Origin of the sequence: Streptomyces sp. PsTaAH-137, from assembly GCF_003259365.1 — a bacterium.
Classification (GTDB): Bacteria; Actinomycetota; Actinomycetes; order Streptomycetales; family Streptomycetaceae; genus Streptomyces.
The window spans coordinates 271856-286047 of the sequence record NZ_QLLY01000009.1 but is presented as its reverse complement, the minus strand read 5'-3'; the positions used below and the strand labels follow the sequence as shown (position 1 = coordinate 286047).

Below are 14192 nucleotides of genomic sequence, written 5' to 3'. Positions count from 1 at the left end.
TCACATGTGTGTCACCTGCTGCTCTTCTGCGGGCTGCCTTAGCATCCGAGCATGACGGTCCTGCCTGACGACGGGCTCTCCCTGGCAGCCGAATTCCCTGACGCGACGCATGATCAGTGGCAGCAGCTTGTCGCCGGTGTCCTGCGCAAGTCGGGCAGGGAAGTCTCGGCCGGCGAGGCGGAGGACGCCCTGTCCACCACGCTCGAGGACGGGTTGCGCGCGCGCCCGCTCTACACATCGAACGACGCCGCTCCCCCGGCCGGCCTGCCCGGCTTCCCGCCGTTCGTCCGCGGCGGCCGCGCCGAGGGGAACACGGCCGGCGGCTGGGACGTGCGCCAGCGGCACGGGTCGTCCGAGTCCGCCGCGGTCCTCACCGACCTCGAGAACGGCGTGACGTCGCTGTGGCTGACGATCGGCGACGCCGGCGGCTTCCCCGTGTCGGCGCTGCCCGCCGTGCTCGACGGCGTCCTCCTCGACCTGGCCCCCGTGGTGCTCGACGCGGGAGCCGACCAAGAAGGCGCCGCGCGGGAACTGCTGCGCCTGTACGAGCACCGGGGCGTCGCCGCCGACGCGGCCCGCGGCAACCTCGGCGGCGACCCGCTGGGGCTCGAAGCGCGCACGGGACGCTCGTACGACAGCGAGCCGGTGGTCGAACTCGCCCGGCTCTGCGCCGAGCGGTACCCGGGGCTGCGCGCGCTGACCGTGGACGCCCTGCCGTATCACGAGGCCGGTGGCTCGGCCGCACAGGAGCTGGGCGCGTCGCTCGCCACGGGCGTCGCCTACCTGCGGCACCTCACCGAGGCGGGGCTCGACGTCCAGCAGGCTCTCGCGCAGGTCGAGTTCCGGTACGCGGCCACCGCCGACCAGTTCCTCACCATCGCCAAGTTCCGTGCGGCGCGCAGGCTTTGGGCGCGGGTCGCCGAGGCCTGCGGGGCGCCGAGGAGCGGGGCGCAGCTCCAGCACGCGGTCACGTCCACGGTGATGACGACGCGCCGCGACCCGTGGGTGAACATGCTGCGGTCCACGGTCGCGACGCTGGCGGCCGGGGTGGGCGGCGCCGACGCCGTCACCGTGCTGCCGTTCGACGACGCGCTCGGCGTGCCGGACGCGTTCGCCCGCCGTGTCGCCCGCAACACCTCCACCATCCTGATCGAGGAGTCCCACCTGGCCCGGGTGATCGACCCGGCGGGCGGCTCCTGGTACGTGGAGCGCCTGACCGACGAACTCGCCCACGCCGCCTGGGAGTTCTTCCAGACGATCGAGCGCGAGGGCGGCCAGGCGGCCGCGCTGCGCTCCGGACTCGTCGGCGACCGGCTGGCCGAGACGTGGTCGGTGCGCGCCCACCGCCTCGCCGAGCGCCGCGAACCGGTCACCGGTGTCAGCGAGTTCCCGCATCTCGCCGAGAAGCCCGTGGTCCGCGCCGCCGCGGCACCGAGGCCGTCCGGCGGGCTGCCCCGCGTACGGCGTGACGAGGCGTTCGAGGCGCTGCGGGCCCGCTCCGACGCCCACCTCGCGGCCACCGGCCGGCGGCCCCGGGTGTATCTGGCGGCGCTGGGCCCCGCAGCCGCGCACACGGCCCGTGCCACCTTCGCGGCCAATCTGTTCCAGGCGGGCGGCATCGAACCGGTGACCGACGGCTCCTTCGAGGAGAGCGGGGCGCGGGAGGCGTGCCTGTGCTCCAGCGACACGGTCTACGCGGAGCAGGCCGAGGACGCCGCGCGGTCCCTGCGGGAGGCGGGCGCGAGCCACGTGTTCCTCGCGGGCCGTCCCGGTACCTCCGCCGCCCCCGACAGCTTCGTCTTCGCCGGCTGCGACGCCGTAGAAGTGCTCAGCGCCACGCTCGACCGCATGGGAGTGTCCCGATGACCGCCCCTGGCACGTCCGGAGTCCCCGACTTCTCCTCGCTCGGTCTCGGCAGCCCCGCGCCGGGCACCTCCGCGCAGGAGTGGCGCAGCGCCCTCAAGCGCGCGGGCGACGGCGCCGACCCGCTGTGGGAGACGCCCGAGGGCATCTCCGTCAAGCCGCTGTACACGGGCGAGGACCTGGAGGGCCTGGACTTCCTCGGCACGTACCCGGGTGTCGCCCCGTATCTGCGCGGCCCCTACCCGACGATGTACGTCAATCAGCCCTGGACGATCCGCCAGTACGCGGGATTCTCCACGGCCGAGGAGTCCAACGCGTTCTACCGGCGCAACCTCGCCGCCGGTCAGAAGGGCCTGTCCGTCGCCTTCGACCTGCCGACGCACCGCGGCTACGACAGCGACCACCCGCGCGTGACCGGTGATGTCGGCATGGCGGGCGTCGCGATCGACTCCATCTACGACATGCGGCAGCTCTTCGACGGCATCCCGCTCGACCGGATGACCGTGTCGATGACGATGAACGGCGCGGTGCTGCCCGTGCTCGCGCTGTACATCGTGGCGGCCGAGGAGCAGGGCGTACCGCCGGAGAAGCTGGCCGGGACCATCCAGAACGACATCCTCAAGGAGTTCATGGTCCGCAACACCTACATCTATCCGCCGAAGCCGTCGATGCGGATCATCTCCGACATCTTCGCGTACACCTCGCAGCGGATGCCGCGCTACAACTCGATCTCCATCTCCGGGTACCACATCCAGGAGGCGGGTGCGACGGCCGATCTGGAGTTGGCGTACACCCTCGCCGACGGTGTGGAGTACATCCGGGCGGGCCGGGAGGCGGGGCTCGACGTCGACGCGTTCGCGCCGCGCCTGAGCTTCTTCTGGGCGATCGGGATGAACTTCTTCATGGAGGTCGCCAAGCTGCGCGCGGCGCGCCTGCTGTGGGCGAAGCTCGTGAAGCAGTTCGACCCGCAGAACACCAAGTCCCTCTCGCTGCGCACCCATTCACAGACGTCGGGCTGGTCGCTGACGGCGCAGGACGTGTTCAACAACGTGACGCGTACGTGCGTGGAGGCGATGGCGGCGACGCAGGGCCACACCCAGTCGCTGCACACGAACGCGCTCGACGAGGCGCTCGCGCTGCCCACCGACTTCTCGGCGCGCATCGCCCGCAACACCCAGCTGCTGATCCAGCAGGAGTCGGGCACGACGCGGGTGATCGACCCGTGGGGCGGCAGCGCGTACGTGGAGAAGCTGACGTACGACCTGGCGCGCCGGGCCTGGCAGCACATCCAGGAGGTCGAGCAGGCGGGCGGCATGGCGAAGGCCATCGACGCGGGCATCCCGAAGCTGCGCATCGAGGAGGCGGCCGCGCGCACCCAGGCGCGGATCGACTCCGGACGGCAGCCCGTCATCGGCGTCAACAAGTACCGCGTCGACTCGGACGAGGAGATCGAGGTCCTCAAGGTCGACAACTCGTCGGTGCGGGCCCAGCAGATCGCCAAGCTGCGCCGGCTGCGCGAGGAGCGGGACGAGACGGCCTGCCGGGACGCGCTCGACGCACTGACCCGGGCCGCGGGCGGTGACGGCAACCTGCTGGAGCTGGCCGTCGACGCGGCGCGGGCGATGGCCACCGTCGGCGAGATCTCGGACGCGCTGGAGAAGGTCTACGGCCGCCACGCGGGGCAGATCCGTACGATCTCCGGTGTGTACCGCAACGAGGCAGGGGAGTCCGCGAACGTGGACCGCACGCGCGGCCGGGTCGACGAGTTCGCCGAGGCCGAGGGGCGCCGGCCGCGCATCCTCGTGGCCAAGATGGGGCAGGACGGGCACGACCGCGGCCAGAAGGTGATCGCGACCGCCTTCGCCGACCTGGGCTTCGACGTCGACGTCGGCCCGCTGTTCCAGACCCCGGGCGAGGTGGCACGGCAGGCCGTCGAGGCGGACGTGCACATCGTCGGGGTGTCGTCGCTGGCCGCCGGTCACCTCACCCTCGTACCGGCGCTGCGCGAGGCGCTCGCCGAGGAGGGGCGCGAGGACATCATGATCGTGGTGGGCGGGGTGATCCCGCCGCAGGACGTGCCCACGCTCCTGGAGATGGGCGCGGCCGCCGTCTTCCCGCCCGGCACCGTGATCCCGGACGCCGCGCACGACCTGGTGGCACGCCTCGCGGCGGACCTCGGGCACGACGACCAGTGAGCCGGTGACGGTGTGGCCATCGATCTCGATACGTACGTCAAGGGCGTCCTGGGCGGGAAGCGGGCGCTCGTCGCGCGGGCGATCACCCTCGTCGAGTCCACGCGCCCTCAGCACCGGCGGCTGGCGCAGGAGTTGCTGACGGAGCTGCTGCCGTACAGCGGCCGGGCCCGCCGGATCGGTGTCAGCGGCGTGCCGGGAGTGGGGAAGTCGACGTTCATCGACGCGTTCGGCACCCTGCTCACCGGGCACGGTCACCGGGTGGCCGTGCTCGCGGTCGATCCGTCGTCCAGCCGCACGGGCGGTTCCATCCTGGGCGACAAGACGCGGATGGAACGCCTCGCGGTCGATCCGGCCGCGTTCGTGCGCCCCTCCCCCACGGCCGGGACGCTCGGCGGTGTCGCCAAGGCGACCCGGGAGTCGATCGTCGTCATGGAGGCCGCCGGTTACGACGTGGTCCTGGTGGAGACGGTCGGCGTGGGCCAGTCGGAGACGGCGGTCGCGAACATGGTCGACACGTTTCTGCTGCTGTCGCTCGCGCGGACCGGTGACCAGTTGCAGGGCATCAAGAAGGGTGTCCTGGAGCTGGCCGACGTCATCGCGGTGAACAAGGCGGACGGGCCGCACGAGCGGGATGCCCGGTCGGCGGCCCGGGAGCTGTCGGGCGCGCTGCGGCTCATGCACGGCAAGGACGCGTTCTGGACGCCTCCGGTGCTGTCGTGCAGCGCCCGGGAGGAGAGCGGGCTCGACGAGGTCTGGGAGCGGATCGAGCAGCACCGCACGCTCCTCGACTCGACGGGCCGGCTCGCCGAGCGGCGCCGTACGCAGCAGGTCGACTGGACCTGGACGATGGTGCGCGACGAACTCCTCGGCCGGCTGCACGCCGATCCGGCGGTACGGGCCGTGACCCCGGGTCTGGAGCAGCGGGTCCGGGACGGCGGCCTCACCGCGACGCTGGCCGCCGAGCAGATCCTGGACACGTTCCGAAACGGAGAGGCCCAGGTCGGGGAGTGACGCTGCCGGTCACCCGGTCAGGCAGCAGTCCCCGCATTTCCCGCCGCCCGGGGCGCGGTAGAGCAGACAGCAGCTGTTGCGGCGGAACGTCAGCCGGGGCCCGGTGATCCGGCCGGTGCCCCGCAGTCGGCCCGTCTCCAGGAGCTCGCGGACCAGGCGGGTGAGCGGGCCGCGCAGGGCGGGCCGGGTGCGCAGGAGTTGTGCCGCCGAACCGACCAGCGCGGACGCGGAGTTGCCGGCCAGCAGGCCCGGCGCCACCTTGACGGTGAGGCCGTCCTCGACGTCACGCAGCACGCCGTCGACCTCCGCGTGGAGCGCTTCCACGGGTGACGGCAGCCGCGCCGCGAGCCGTCCCCGCGGTGCGGTCAGCCGCAGGTCCGTCCCCTCACCGGACCACTCCACGGCGCTCATCGTCGGCACGATCCCGTGCAGGAGTGCGCAGGCGAGGACCGGTGACCACAGGCGGGCCGCGAGTCCGAGGTGCGCGACGGAGGCGCCGACCCGCAACTCGGCCGTCCCGAAACGGTCGTTGACGACTCGGGCGCGGGCCGCGAACCCGTCGCGGAGACCCCAGCCGCCGTCGACGTGATCGCGGGGCGCGGCGGTGTCGAGGGCGAAGAATCCGCCGAGCCGCGCCACGTCGCGCAGCGCCTCGGCGACCTGCTCCGGGCGGGCCTCGTCCGTCATGAGGGGGTGGGGGTGCGACGCGGCGGCTCGATCAGGTAGAGGTCGAGGATGTCGGGCCGGGGCGCGACACCCGGGCCTCCCGCCCGTACCCAGTCCGCTATGTCCTCGGTGGCGTCGCGGTCGTTGACGAGTCCGAGCCACACGGGCCGGGCACCCGCCGCGCGGCCGGCTGTCGACGGCTGCACGACGACGACGTTGGCCTGCTCGCAGACGTCGAGGCATTCGGAGATCCGCACCGGGGCGATCTCGCGCAGCCGCGCGGTCTGTGCCGCGTGGTCGGCGTCGACCTTGACGGTGCCGCAGCAGCAGTCGCGGCAGACCACCACCCGGCACGGGACCGTCCGGTCCGCTGACGCCACGGTCTCCTCGGCGAGCCGTTCAGGCATGCCGTGTCCTTCCTCTCGCCGGGGAGTTCCGCCCCGGGGTGCTTCGAGGAGGCGACAGCGTGAGTCTCCTGGCTCTCGGGTCCGCGCTCGTCCCGGCCTTCCCACCCGCGCGGGGCAGTGGCTCGTCGGGATCCGCTCGCCGATCACAGTGGCGGTACCGCACCGGATTCGCACCGGTTTCCTCGGGCGGCTGCCGCCCATGTCCACGGTCATCATGCCATCCGGCCGGACCTCGCGACCGGCCCGCCCGGGCTGCCTCACAGATGGGCCGCGTAGAACCGGGCGAGCCGGTCGACGGCGGCGTCGACGTACCGGGGTTCGTCGTACATCTCGTAGTGGCCGGCGTCTTCGATCACCATGAGGTCGACGGGGTCGGGCGCCAGCTTCCACAGCCGCATCCCCGTGTCGTACGAGCCGGTGTTGCCGACCCGTCCGGCGAGGACGACCTGGAGCGGCTGGGTCATGAGCTGGTCGACCAGGTGGAACGCGTCATAGCCGAGGAGCAGTGAATCGCCGCGCGCGAGACGGCGGTTGGTGGCGTGTGCGTTGCCGCCGCGCTCGGTGCGGTAATAGGTGACGGCCTGGACGGTGTCGATGTCGGTGAGGCCGGCCGCCTCGGCTTCCTCCAGAGTGTCGGGCAGCCAGTTCACCCGGGTCTGCTCGCCCATGCGGGACTCCACGGTACGCGCCTCGGCCAGGGTGTCGAGAGCGGCGGCCGGGCCGCCCGGCTGGAAACTGCGGAAGGACGCGCCCATGTTGACGGGGACGACCGTGCCGACCGCCTTGATGCGATGGTCCGTGCGGGCGGTGTGCACGGCGTAGCCGCCTCCGGCGCAGATGCCGAGGACGCCGACGCGCTGCGCGTCGACCCGGGGCATCGCGCCGAGCGCGTCGATCGCGTAGGAGATGTCCTCGCCACAGCGATAGGGATCCTCCAGGTCGCGGGGTTCTCCCCCGCTCTGCCCCTGGTGGGCGGGGTCGAAGACGAGCGCCGCGATGCCGCGGGCGGCGAGGCGGGACGCGTAGGCGGCGCCGATCTGCTCCTTCACGCTGCTGCCGGGGGTGGAGAGCACCACGGCGCGCAGGGGCGCCGATCCGTCGGTGTCGTCGGTGTGCTCGGTGTCGTCGGGGAGATGGAGGTGGGCGGCGAGCTCGATCGGCCCGCGCGGGATCGTGACGTGCTGAAGCATGAAAGGGCATCCTTCGTCAGGCTGCTGTGCGAGTCCTAGGCGGAGTCGGTACGCCACAGCTTGTCCGGGTCATCGCCCGCTTCGTCCAGGATGATCTGGGCGTCGCGCCGGCCGAGCTTGATGGCTTCCCTGGTGAACTCCGGTTCGAAGAACAGGTAGCTGAGCAGTTCGCCCCGGCTCGCTCCCGGGCCCAGGAGCGCGGCGAGGAACATCAGGTCGGGGTTGGTCAGGCGGCGGACGCCACGGAAACAGGTGTCCAGGACGTACTCCGCCTTTTCGCCGAGCTGATCCCCCTGGCCGGGCATCGGGCCTCCGAAGAGGTACTCGACGACGGTGTACGGGCGTCCGCGCGGGCTGATCCGTTTCGCCCCGGACTCCAGCAACTCGTCCACCTTGCCGAGCGTGCGGCTGTCCTCGACCATGCGATCGCCCATCAGACCCGTGAGGATCTGCGCGACGACGTCCTGGACGGACGGCACGGGTTCGTCCCCGCAGTCCGGAAGGCGGGGCAGGTCGCGCAGGGGTGTGGTGGCGACGATCACGACCCGGCGCGCGCCGAGCGAGATCGTCGGCTTGATGGGGGCGTTGAGGCGTACCCCGCCGTCCATGTACCAGCAGCCGGCCGGTTCGATCCTGACGGGCGGGAACGCCACGGGAATCGCCGCGGACGCCATCACGTGGTCCACGTCCAGGGCGGTCCGGGTGTAGTCGACGGCCCGGTCGGTGTCGGACGCCGGCAGCCCGGCCGCCGCGTGTCCCTCGGCGAAGATCTCCGTACGGCCGCTGCCGCAGGCCGTGGTGGCCACGGCCACGCCCCGGACCGCGCCGGTCGCCGTGTTGGCGTGGAGCTGGTCCCAGTCCACCTTCGTCCGCAGGGTGGTCCGCAGAGGGCTCGTGTCGAGCAGGCCCGCCAAGGGCGCGCTGGACGGGTTCAGTACGCGCGTCAGGCACTGCCGGAAAATCATGGGCAGGGCTGTCAGCAGAAACGGCCTGAAGACCTGATTTTTCGTCAACTCCTCCCAAGCGGCGACCACTTCGTCGGCGGCCTGCTGCGCGGGCAGATGGGCGCGCGCGGCGAAGAGCACCGCGTTGAGCGCACCGGCGCTGGTGCCGGTGAACAACGTCGGCCGCTGCCCGCGCCTGTCGAGCTCCGGCAGCAGGGTCGCCAGCATGCCGGCCTCGTACGCGCCCCGCGCGCCGCCCCCCGCGAGCACGACGCCGATGTCACCGCCGACCGGGGCCGGCGCGGCGGGTTCGTCCTCGGACATCGCCCCTCCCTGATCGACGTCGCTCAGGTGCGGCCGAGGCAGGTACTGCCGTGCGCCACCGGCCGCCTGGTCGATGCCACTACGGCCGGCGGAACGGTGCAACGGCGGAACCGGCCAACCAAAGTCAGAGGCGACTCATGGATGCCATCGCGTAGAGCAGTTCGACGGCGGCCGTCGCGTCGCCCTGTTGGCTCGTGGCCGCTTCCCGTGGTGAGAGGTGACCCGCCGCGACGCGGCAGAACTCCACTTCGGGCAGGACGATGTGGCTGACGCAGTTGTCGGGTCCGGCCGGGCCGTCGGCAGCGTCCAGCGGCAGGTACCAGTCGCCGCCGCTCTCGCCCTCGATCTCCAGGCGGACGCTGCGCGGCGACGCCCCCGGCTGCGTGAGGGGCAGCGGCGGGGACGCCAGTCCCGCCTGTCTGCGCGCGGCCAGGATCGCCGGGAGCATCTGCACGGCGACCCCGATGAGCGTCCGCAGATGTTCGGGCACGGGCGGCGGGTACGGATAGTCGACGGCGTCCGCGATGTCGGTGGCGTGGATCCACGTCTCGAACGCCCGGTCGAGCAAGGCGAGCCGCAGGGGCAGGACGACGTCCTCGCCGTAGGGCACGGCGATGTCCGCCACTCCGTTGCCGCTGAACGAGCATGTGCGGATCAGTTCGTAGGCGTGCTCCCGCCACGCGCGGCGGATCCGTTCCGGGCTCTCGCCGTCGGACGCGCCCGACTCCGTACGATCCTGCGCCGCCTGCTGCCACAGCGCCTTGGTCCGCGCCTCCGGATCCGACGGAAGGTCCTGGGCACCCCGCACCGGGTCCGGCAGACCGAGCGAGCGGGACACCGATCCGTCCACCGCGAGGAGGTGGCCGAGCACCCCGGACACGGACGTCCGGTGGGTGGCGGAGTCGTCGCCCTCGAACCATTCCAGCTGGACCGGGGACTTCCACTCGTCGTCGCTCATGTCCGCCAGCAGCGCGCCGAGGCGGGCGGTCTCGGCGTCGTACGGCTGCGCGTAGTCGGGCACGGCGACCTGCGGCGGGCGCGCGCTCAGGCACGAGCCGAGGACCTCGGCACGCAGGGTGGGTGCCAGGTCGAGGTCCATGTGGGGGTGCAGCAGTTCGAGGGAGGTGCGCAGCCGTGCCGCCTCCTCGGCGCAGGGCTCGCACGCGGCGAGGTGCGCGTCGACCTCCGCCGTCTCCGCCGCGGAGCAGGCTCCCAGCGCCCAGGCCCCGAGCAGTTGCTCAAGGCGGGAGTGCCCGTCGAAGTCACCACTCATCGTCCGTCCTCCCCGGTGGTGGCATCGGTTCCGGCCAGCATGGTCAGCCCGTGCCGGAGTCTGCTCAGTATCTCGTCCTCCGCGACGCCGAGTTCGGCCGCGGCCTGGCGGTAGTCCATCTTCTCCGTGTGGACGAGGTGGATCGCGACGCGCACGCCCCGGTTCATGGCGCCGAGGGCGGAGTCGGCCCGCTCGACCCGGTCCGCCGAGAGGCGGGCGAGCGTCTCCGGCCCGGCCTCGTGGCGGTCGAGCGCCGCCATGACGAGCCAGGTCCCGAGGCGGTACCGCCCCGGGTCGAAGGACCGGGGCTGCTGCCACAGGTGCGTGAAGACGCCCACCACGAGATCCCGGGTGGCCTGTTCGTCGCCGGTCAGCCGCGCCGCTACTGAATGCAGCATGCGGGCGTACCGGTCGTAGACCTCGCCGAGCACCGCGGCCTCACCGCGGACCAGGCGAATCTGGACCTGCCGTTCCCACCGCGCCGCGTCGTCGACCGCGTCGGCCATGCCCCTCCTCGTGTCGCTCACGTACTGCCGCACACGCCAACGTACCCAGTGAATGTTGTCATGCGACAACCCGACGGCGCATGAACTGTATTGATCGGAAAGGAAGTTCCGACGGATCGTTCCTGATCTGTTCAGGGACCCGTGCCGGTCGGCGGCCGCCACCACCCGCTTGACGTATTCCGATATGGGAATACGATGACGGGCATGGCACGAGCAGCGACGACGTCGGACGTGTTCAACGCGATCGCCGAGCCGCAGCGCCGAAGCATCCTGGCGCTGCTGCGGACGGGCGAGCGGCCGGTCACCGACCTGGCCCAGGAGCTGGGGATGAGCCAGCCGGGGGCCTCCAAGCACCTGCGGGTGCTCCGGGAGGTGGGCCTGGTGCGGGTCCGCGAGGCGGGCAAGCAGCGCCTCTACGGCCTGGACGCACGCGGACTGCGGCCGGTCCACGAGTGGGTCGGCGGTTTCGAGCAGTTCTGGACCGAGAGTTTCGACCGACTGGACGTCTACGTGCAGGACCTCAAGCGGACACAGCAGGAGGATTGACCGATGGCAGGGGCACAGCACGACATGCGGGTGGAGCCGGAGACGGCCGACAGGGAGATCGTGATCTCGCGGTCCATCGACGCCCCACGGGAGTTGGTGTTCGAAGCGTTCACCGAGGTCCGGCATCTGTCGCGGTGGTGGGGTCCGGAGGGGTTCACCACCACCACGCACTCCTTCGAGTTCCGCGAGGGCGGGGAGTGGAACTTCGTCCTGCACGGGCCGGACGGGACCGACTACTCCGAGTGGATCCGCTGGCGGCGGATCGTCCCGCCGGAGCGGATCGAGCTGCTGCACGGCGAGCGCCCCGACGACCCGAACGCCTTCGAGTCGGTGCTGACCCTCGCGGCGGACGGCGCGGCGACCCGGATCGTGATGCGCACGGTGTTCCCCACCAAGGAACTGCGCGACGAGGCGGTCGAGAAGTACCACGCGATCGAGGGCGGCCGGCAGACCCTGAGCAGCCTGGCGGACTACGTCACCGAGACCGTCCGGAAGGGGGCGGAGGGCTGATGGCCGGGAAGGTGTTCTTCAGTGTGTCGATGTCGCTGGACGGGTTCATCGCACCCGCGTCCCTCGGGGAGCTGATGGGACGACAGTGGATGGAGCTACAGCAGTGGATCTTCCCGCAGCGGCACTTCCGGGAGAACCTGAAGCTGGGCGAAGGCGGCGAGGAAGGGCGCGACAACGACATCGTGCGGGAGACGTTCGAGCGCACCGGTGCGAGCGTCATGGGCAAGAACATGTTCGACGCCGGAGAGAAGATGTGGCCGGAGGAAGCGCCCTTCCACACACCGGTCTTCGTCGTGACGCACGAGAAGCGTGATCCCTGGGAGCGGCCGGGCGGGACCGTCTTCCGCTTCGTCAATGACGGCATCGAGAGCGCGCTCGACCAGGCCCGCGAGGCGGCGGGCGACCGTGATGTCCGCATCGCGGGCGGCGGCGCGACGATCCTGGAGTACCTGAACGCCGGTCTCGTCGACGAGTTCTCGATCGCGCTGTCGCCCGTGCTGTTCGGCTCCGGAATTCGCCTCTTCGAGGGCGTGGACGCGTCCAGGATCGCGCTGGAGCAGATCCGCTCGGAGCCGTCGCCGCGGGCGACACACCTGACCTACGGCGTGCACCCGCGGTAGCCGCGCCGCCGGGGCCGCCTGCCCGGTCAGTCGAGGCAGAACTCGTTGCCCTCGATGTCCTGCATCGGGATGCACGACTCGTTCTCCCCGTCGGCGTACAGGGTGGTCACGTGGGTCGCGCCGAGTGCGACGAGCCGCGCGCACTCGGCCTCCAGGGCGGCGAGGCGCTCGGCGCCGACGAGGCCGGTGCCGACCCGCACGTCGAGGTGTACGCGGTTCTTGACGGCCTTGCCCTCGGGGACGCGCTGGAAGTACAGACGCGGGCCCTCGCCCGAGGGGTCGACGCAGGCGGACCACGCGTCGCGCTTCTCGGGCGGCTCCGAGTTCCTGAAGTCCTCCCAGGTGGCGAACTCCTTGGGCGGCCGGGGCATGACGTACCCGAGCACCTCGCACCAGAACCGGGCGACGCGCTCGGGTTCCGCGCAGTCGAAGGTGACTTGGAACTTCTTGATCGCCGACATCGGCGCACCATACCAACGGCCCGCCCCGGTCACACCCGAATTAGGGTGCCTCACAGTCCGGCCAGGGTGGCCTGCAACTGACCGGACGTCAGAACCGGCCCTGGCAGAGCCAGTTCGGGCGGTACGGGACGCAGGCCCGCCAAGAGCAGGGCGAGGGGGCGGCGCCAGGCGTCGTCGCCGGCCCCGGCGGTGAGCGCGGGGACGGCGCGGCCCAGTGCGGCGAGCGCGAACAGGACGTCCTCCACGACGACATCGGGCCGGACGACTCCCTGCGCCTGCCCGCGCCGCAGGAGTTCGTCCAGCGTCCGGTGGTTGTGCGCGTGGACGGCCTCCAGCGCCGCGACACCCTCCAGGCTCGTCGTCATCAGGTCGTTCGTGCCGCGGTCCCCGGCGAGCACCGTGAAGACGACCTCCAGATAACCGGTGAGACCCGCCCAGGCGTCGGCGGCCGTGCGCGCCTCCTCGCCGGCGGCCATCGTGCCGCTCAACTGGTCCCGGAAGACCGCGTCGACGAGGTCGGCGCGGCGCGCGAAGTGCCGGTACAGCGTCGCGTTGCCCACGCCCGCGCGGCGGGCGACGACATCGAGCGGCGCCGCGAGGCCCTGCTCGCGGAACACCTCGCGCGCGGCCTCGACGATCAGCTCACGGTTGCGCCGCGCGTCCCGCCGCCGGTGCGCCGTACCGGATGCACCGTCGGTCATGTCGTTCTCCTTCGCCGTTCTCCACACCACATCCGGGGAGTGGTCCCCGGTAATGATGCTATCGTCCCAGCGAACCGGGGAGCACTCCCCGTTTAGCGAAGGGTGAGCCATGGGAGACGAGGGCAGGGCACTGGTGCTGGGCGGCGGCGGGCCCGTGGGCGGGGCGTGGCTGGTCGGCGTCCTGGCCGGGCTGGCGAGCGCCGGAGTCGATCCGACCGACGTCGACCTGACGGCGGGCGCGTCGGCGGGCGCCGTCTTCGGCGCCCGGCTCCTGTCCGGCCGGTCGCCGCAGGAGCTGTACGAGCGTCAGCTCGCCGGCGCGGACCGCATCGACCTCGACGTCACGACCGGCCAGACGCTCCGGTTCCTGTGGGCGGCACTCGGGTCGAGGGACCCCGAGCGCTCCGTGCGCCGCCTCGGCCGGGCCGCGCTGCGCGCGCGGGCCGTCCCGGAGTCCGCGGTCCTCGACACGGTGCGGATCCTGCTGAGCGGCGTACAGGACTGGCCGGAGCGCCCGCTGCGCGTCGCGGTCGTGGACGCCGCCTCGGGAGAGCCGGACGCCTTCGGCCGGGAGTCGGGGGTCACGCTCCTCGAAGCGGTCGCCGCCAGTTGCGCCGTCCCCGTGGTGTGGCCGCCCATCACGGTGGCCGGCCGGCGGTGGATGGACGGCGGCTGCCGCTCGACCGCACCGCTGGAACTGGCCCGCGGTCACCGGCGCGTGCTGGCCGTGGTCCCCCTGCCGTCCGCGGTCGGACCGCACCCGCACGCCGAGCGGCAGGCGGCCGCGCTGACGGCGGCCGGCAGCCACGTCACGCTCGTCACGCCCGACGCGGCGGCACGCCGCGCCATGGGGAGGGACATGACCGCGGACCACCGCAGGGCCGGCGCCGCCCGCGCCGGTCACGCGCAGGGCAGGACGCTCGCCGCGTCCGGCTCGATCGACGACCTCCTGACCGCCTGAACCGAGGAGCGACC

Annotated in this window: 15 protein-coding genes and 1 riboswitch; of the genes, 7 read left to right on the top strand and 8 right to left on the bottom strand. The window is 72.2% G+C overall.

Annotated elements, in window-relative coordinates:
- Window positions 1–51 precede the first annotated feature (51 nt).
- From K377_RS21810 to meaB, 3 genes are read left to right on the top strand one after another with little or no spacing between them, the layout of a single operon-like run.
- Window positions 52–1866 carry a methylmalonyl-CoA mutase family protein gene (locus K377_RS21810; protein ID WP_111665129.1) on the top strand — a complete coding sequence of 605 codons (1815 nt, stop codon included), beginning with the start codon at window positions 52–54 and terminating at the stop codon, window positions 1864–1866.
- Window positions 1863–4058 (top strand): methylmalonyl-CoA mutase, encoded by a 2196-nt coding sequence (scpA, locus tag K377_RS21805; protein WP_111665128.1) that lies wholly within the window; start codon window positions 1863–1865, stop codon window positions 4056–4058. Before K377_RS21810 ends, scpA begins: the two co-directional genes overlap by 4 nt.
- 12 nt (window positions 4059–4070) lie before the next feature.
- The gene (meaB, locus tag K377_RS21800; RefSeq protein ID WP_111665127.1) at window positions 4071–5069 is read left to right on the top strand and encodes a methylmalonyl Co-A mutase-associated GTPase MeaB; all 999 of its coding nucleotides are present in this window, start codon (window positions 4071–4073) and stop codon (window positions 5067–5069) included.
- Between the two features lie 9 nt (window positions 5070–5078).
- Here the strand turns inward: meaB and K377_RS21795 are convergent, their stop codons facing one another.
- The 6 genes from K377_RS21795 to K377_RS21770 all read right to left on the bottom strand — a co-directional run bounded on the left by K377_RS21795 (window position 5079) and on the right by K377_RS21770 (window position 10379).
- Window positions 5079–5756 carry a (2Fe-2S)-binding protein gene (locus K377_RS21795; protein WP_111665126.1) on the bottom strand — a complete coding sequence of 226 codons (678 nt, stop codon included), beginning with the start codon at window positions 5754–5756 and terminating at the stop codon, window positions 5079–5081.
- The gene (locus K377_RS21790; protein WP_111665125.1) at window positions 5753–6142 is read right to left on the bottom strand and encodes a (2Fe-2S) ferredoxin domain-containing protein; all 390 of its coding nucleotides are present in this window, start codon (window positions 6140–6142) and stop codon (window positions 5753–5755) included. The genes K377_RS21795 and K377_RS21790 overlap by 4 nt, the downstream gene beginning before the upstream one ends.
- A gap of 61 nt (window positions 6143–6203) precedes the next feature.
- Window positions 6204–6326: riboswitch (cobalamin riboswitch) on the bottom strand.
- A gap of 73 nt (window positions 6327–6399) precedes the next feature.
- A complete protein-coding gene (locus K377_RS21785; protein WP_111665124.1) occupies window positions 6400–7332 on the bottom strand; it encodes an alpha/beta hydrolase in 933 nt (310 codons plus the stop codon).
- A gap of 35 nt (window positions 7333–7367) precedes the next feature.
- The gene (locus tag K377_RS21780) at window positions 7368–8600 is read right to left on the bottom strand and encodes a patatin-like phospholipase family protein (protein WP_111665123.1); all 1233 of its coding nucleotides are present in this window, start codon (window positions 8598–8600) and stop codon (window positions 7368–7370) included.
- Window positions 8601–8724: 124 nt separating this feature from the next.
- A complete protein-coding gene (locus tag K377_RS21775) occupies window positions 8725–9873 on the bottom strand; it encodes an anti-sigma factor (RefSeq protein ID WP_111665122.1) in 1149 nt (382 codons plus the stop codon).
- Window positions 9870–10379 (bottom strand): RNA polymerase sigma factor, encoded by a 510-nt coding sequence (locus tag K377_RS21770; RefSeq protein ID WP_111665121.1) that lies wholly within the window; start codon window positions 10377–10379, stop codon window positions 9870–9872. The genes K377_RS21775 and K377_RS21770 overlap by 4 nt, the downstream gene beginning before the upstream one ends.
- A 204-nt stretch (window positions 10380–10583) precedes the next feature.
- Between K377_RS21770 and K377_RS21765 the strand changes: the two genes are divergently transcribed.
- Genes K377_RS21765 through K377_RS21755 form a run of 3 tightly spaced genes read left to right on the top strand, consistent with a single transcriptional unit; the run spans window position 10584 to window position 12055 of the window.
- Complete coding sequence (locus K377_RS21765) at window positions 10584–10925, top strand: helix-turn-helix transcriptional regulator (protein ID WP_111665220.1); 342 nt, start codon at window positions 10584–10586, stop codon at window positions 10923–10925.
- A gap of 3 nt (window positions 10926–10928) precedes the next feature.
- On the top strand, window positions 10929–11435 hold the full coding sequence (locus K377_RS21760; protein WP_111665120.1) for an SRPBCC family protein: 507 nt from the start codon (window positions 10929–10931) through the stop codon (window positions 11433–11435).
- Window positions 11435–12055 (top strand): dihydrofolate reductase family protein, encoded by a 621-nt coding sequence (locus K377_RS21755; RefSeq protein WP_111665119.1) that lies wholly within the window; start codon window positions 11435–11437, stop codon window positions 12053–12055. Before K377_RS21760 ends, K377_RS21755 begins: the two co-directional genes overlap by 1 nt.
- A 26-nt stretch (window positions 12056–12081) precedes the next feature.
- Here K377_RS21755 and K377_RS21750 read toward each other — a convergent pair whose 3' ends face one another.
- Both K377_RS21750 and K377_RS21745 read right to left on the bottom strand, forming a co-directional pair.
- The gene (locus K377_RS21750) at window positions 12082–12516 is read right to left on the bottom strand and encodes a VOC family protein (RefSeq protein WP_111665118.1); all 435 of its coding nucleotides are present in this window, start codon (window positions 12514–12516) and stop codon (window positions 12082–12084) included.
- A 50-nt stretch (window positions 12517–12566) separates the two neighbouring features.
- Window positions 12567–13217 (bottom strand): TetR/AcrR family transcriptional regulator, encoded by a 651-nt coding sequence (locus K377_RS21745; protein ID WP_111665117.1) that lies wholly within the window; start codon window positions 13215–13217, stop codon window positions 12567–12569.
- A gap of 109 nt (window positions 13218–13326) precedes the next feature.
- On the opposite strand from K377_RS21745, the gene K377_RS21740 reads away from it, so the two are divergent.
- A complete protein-coding gene (locus K377_RS21740) occupies window positions 13327–14178 on the top strand; it encodes a patatin-like phospholipase family protein (protein WP_111665116.1) in 852 nt (283 codons plus the stop codon).
- Window positions 14179–14192: the final 14 nt, after the last annotated feature.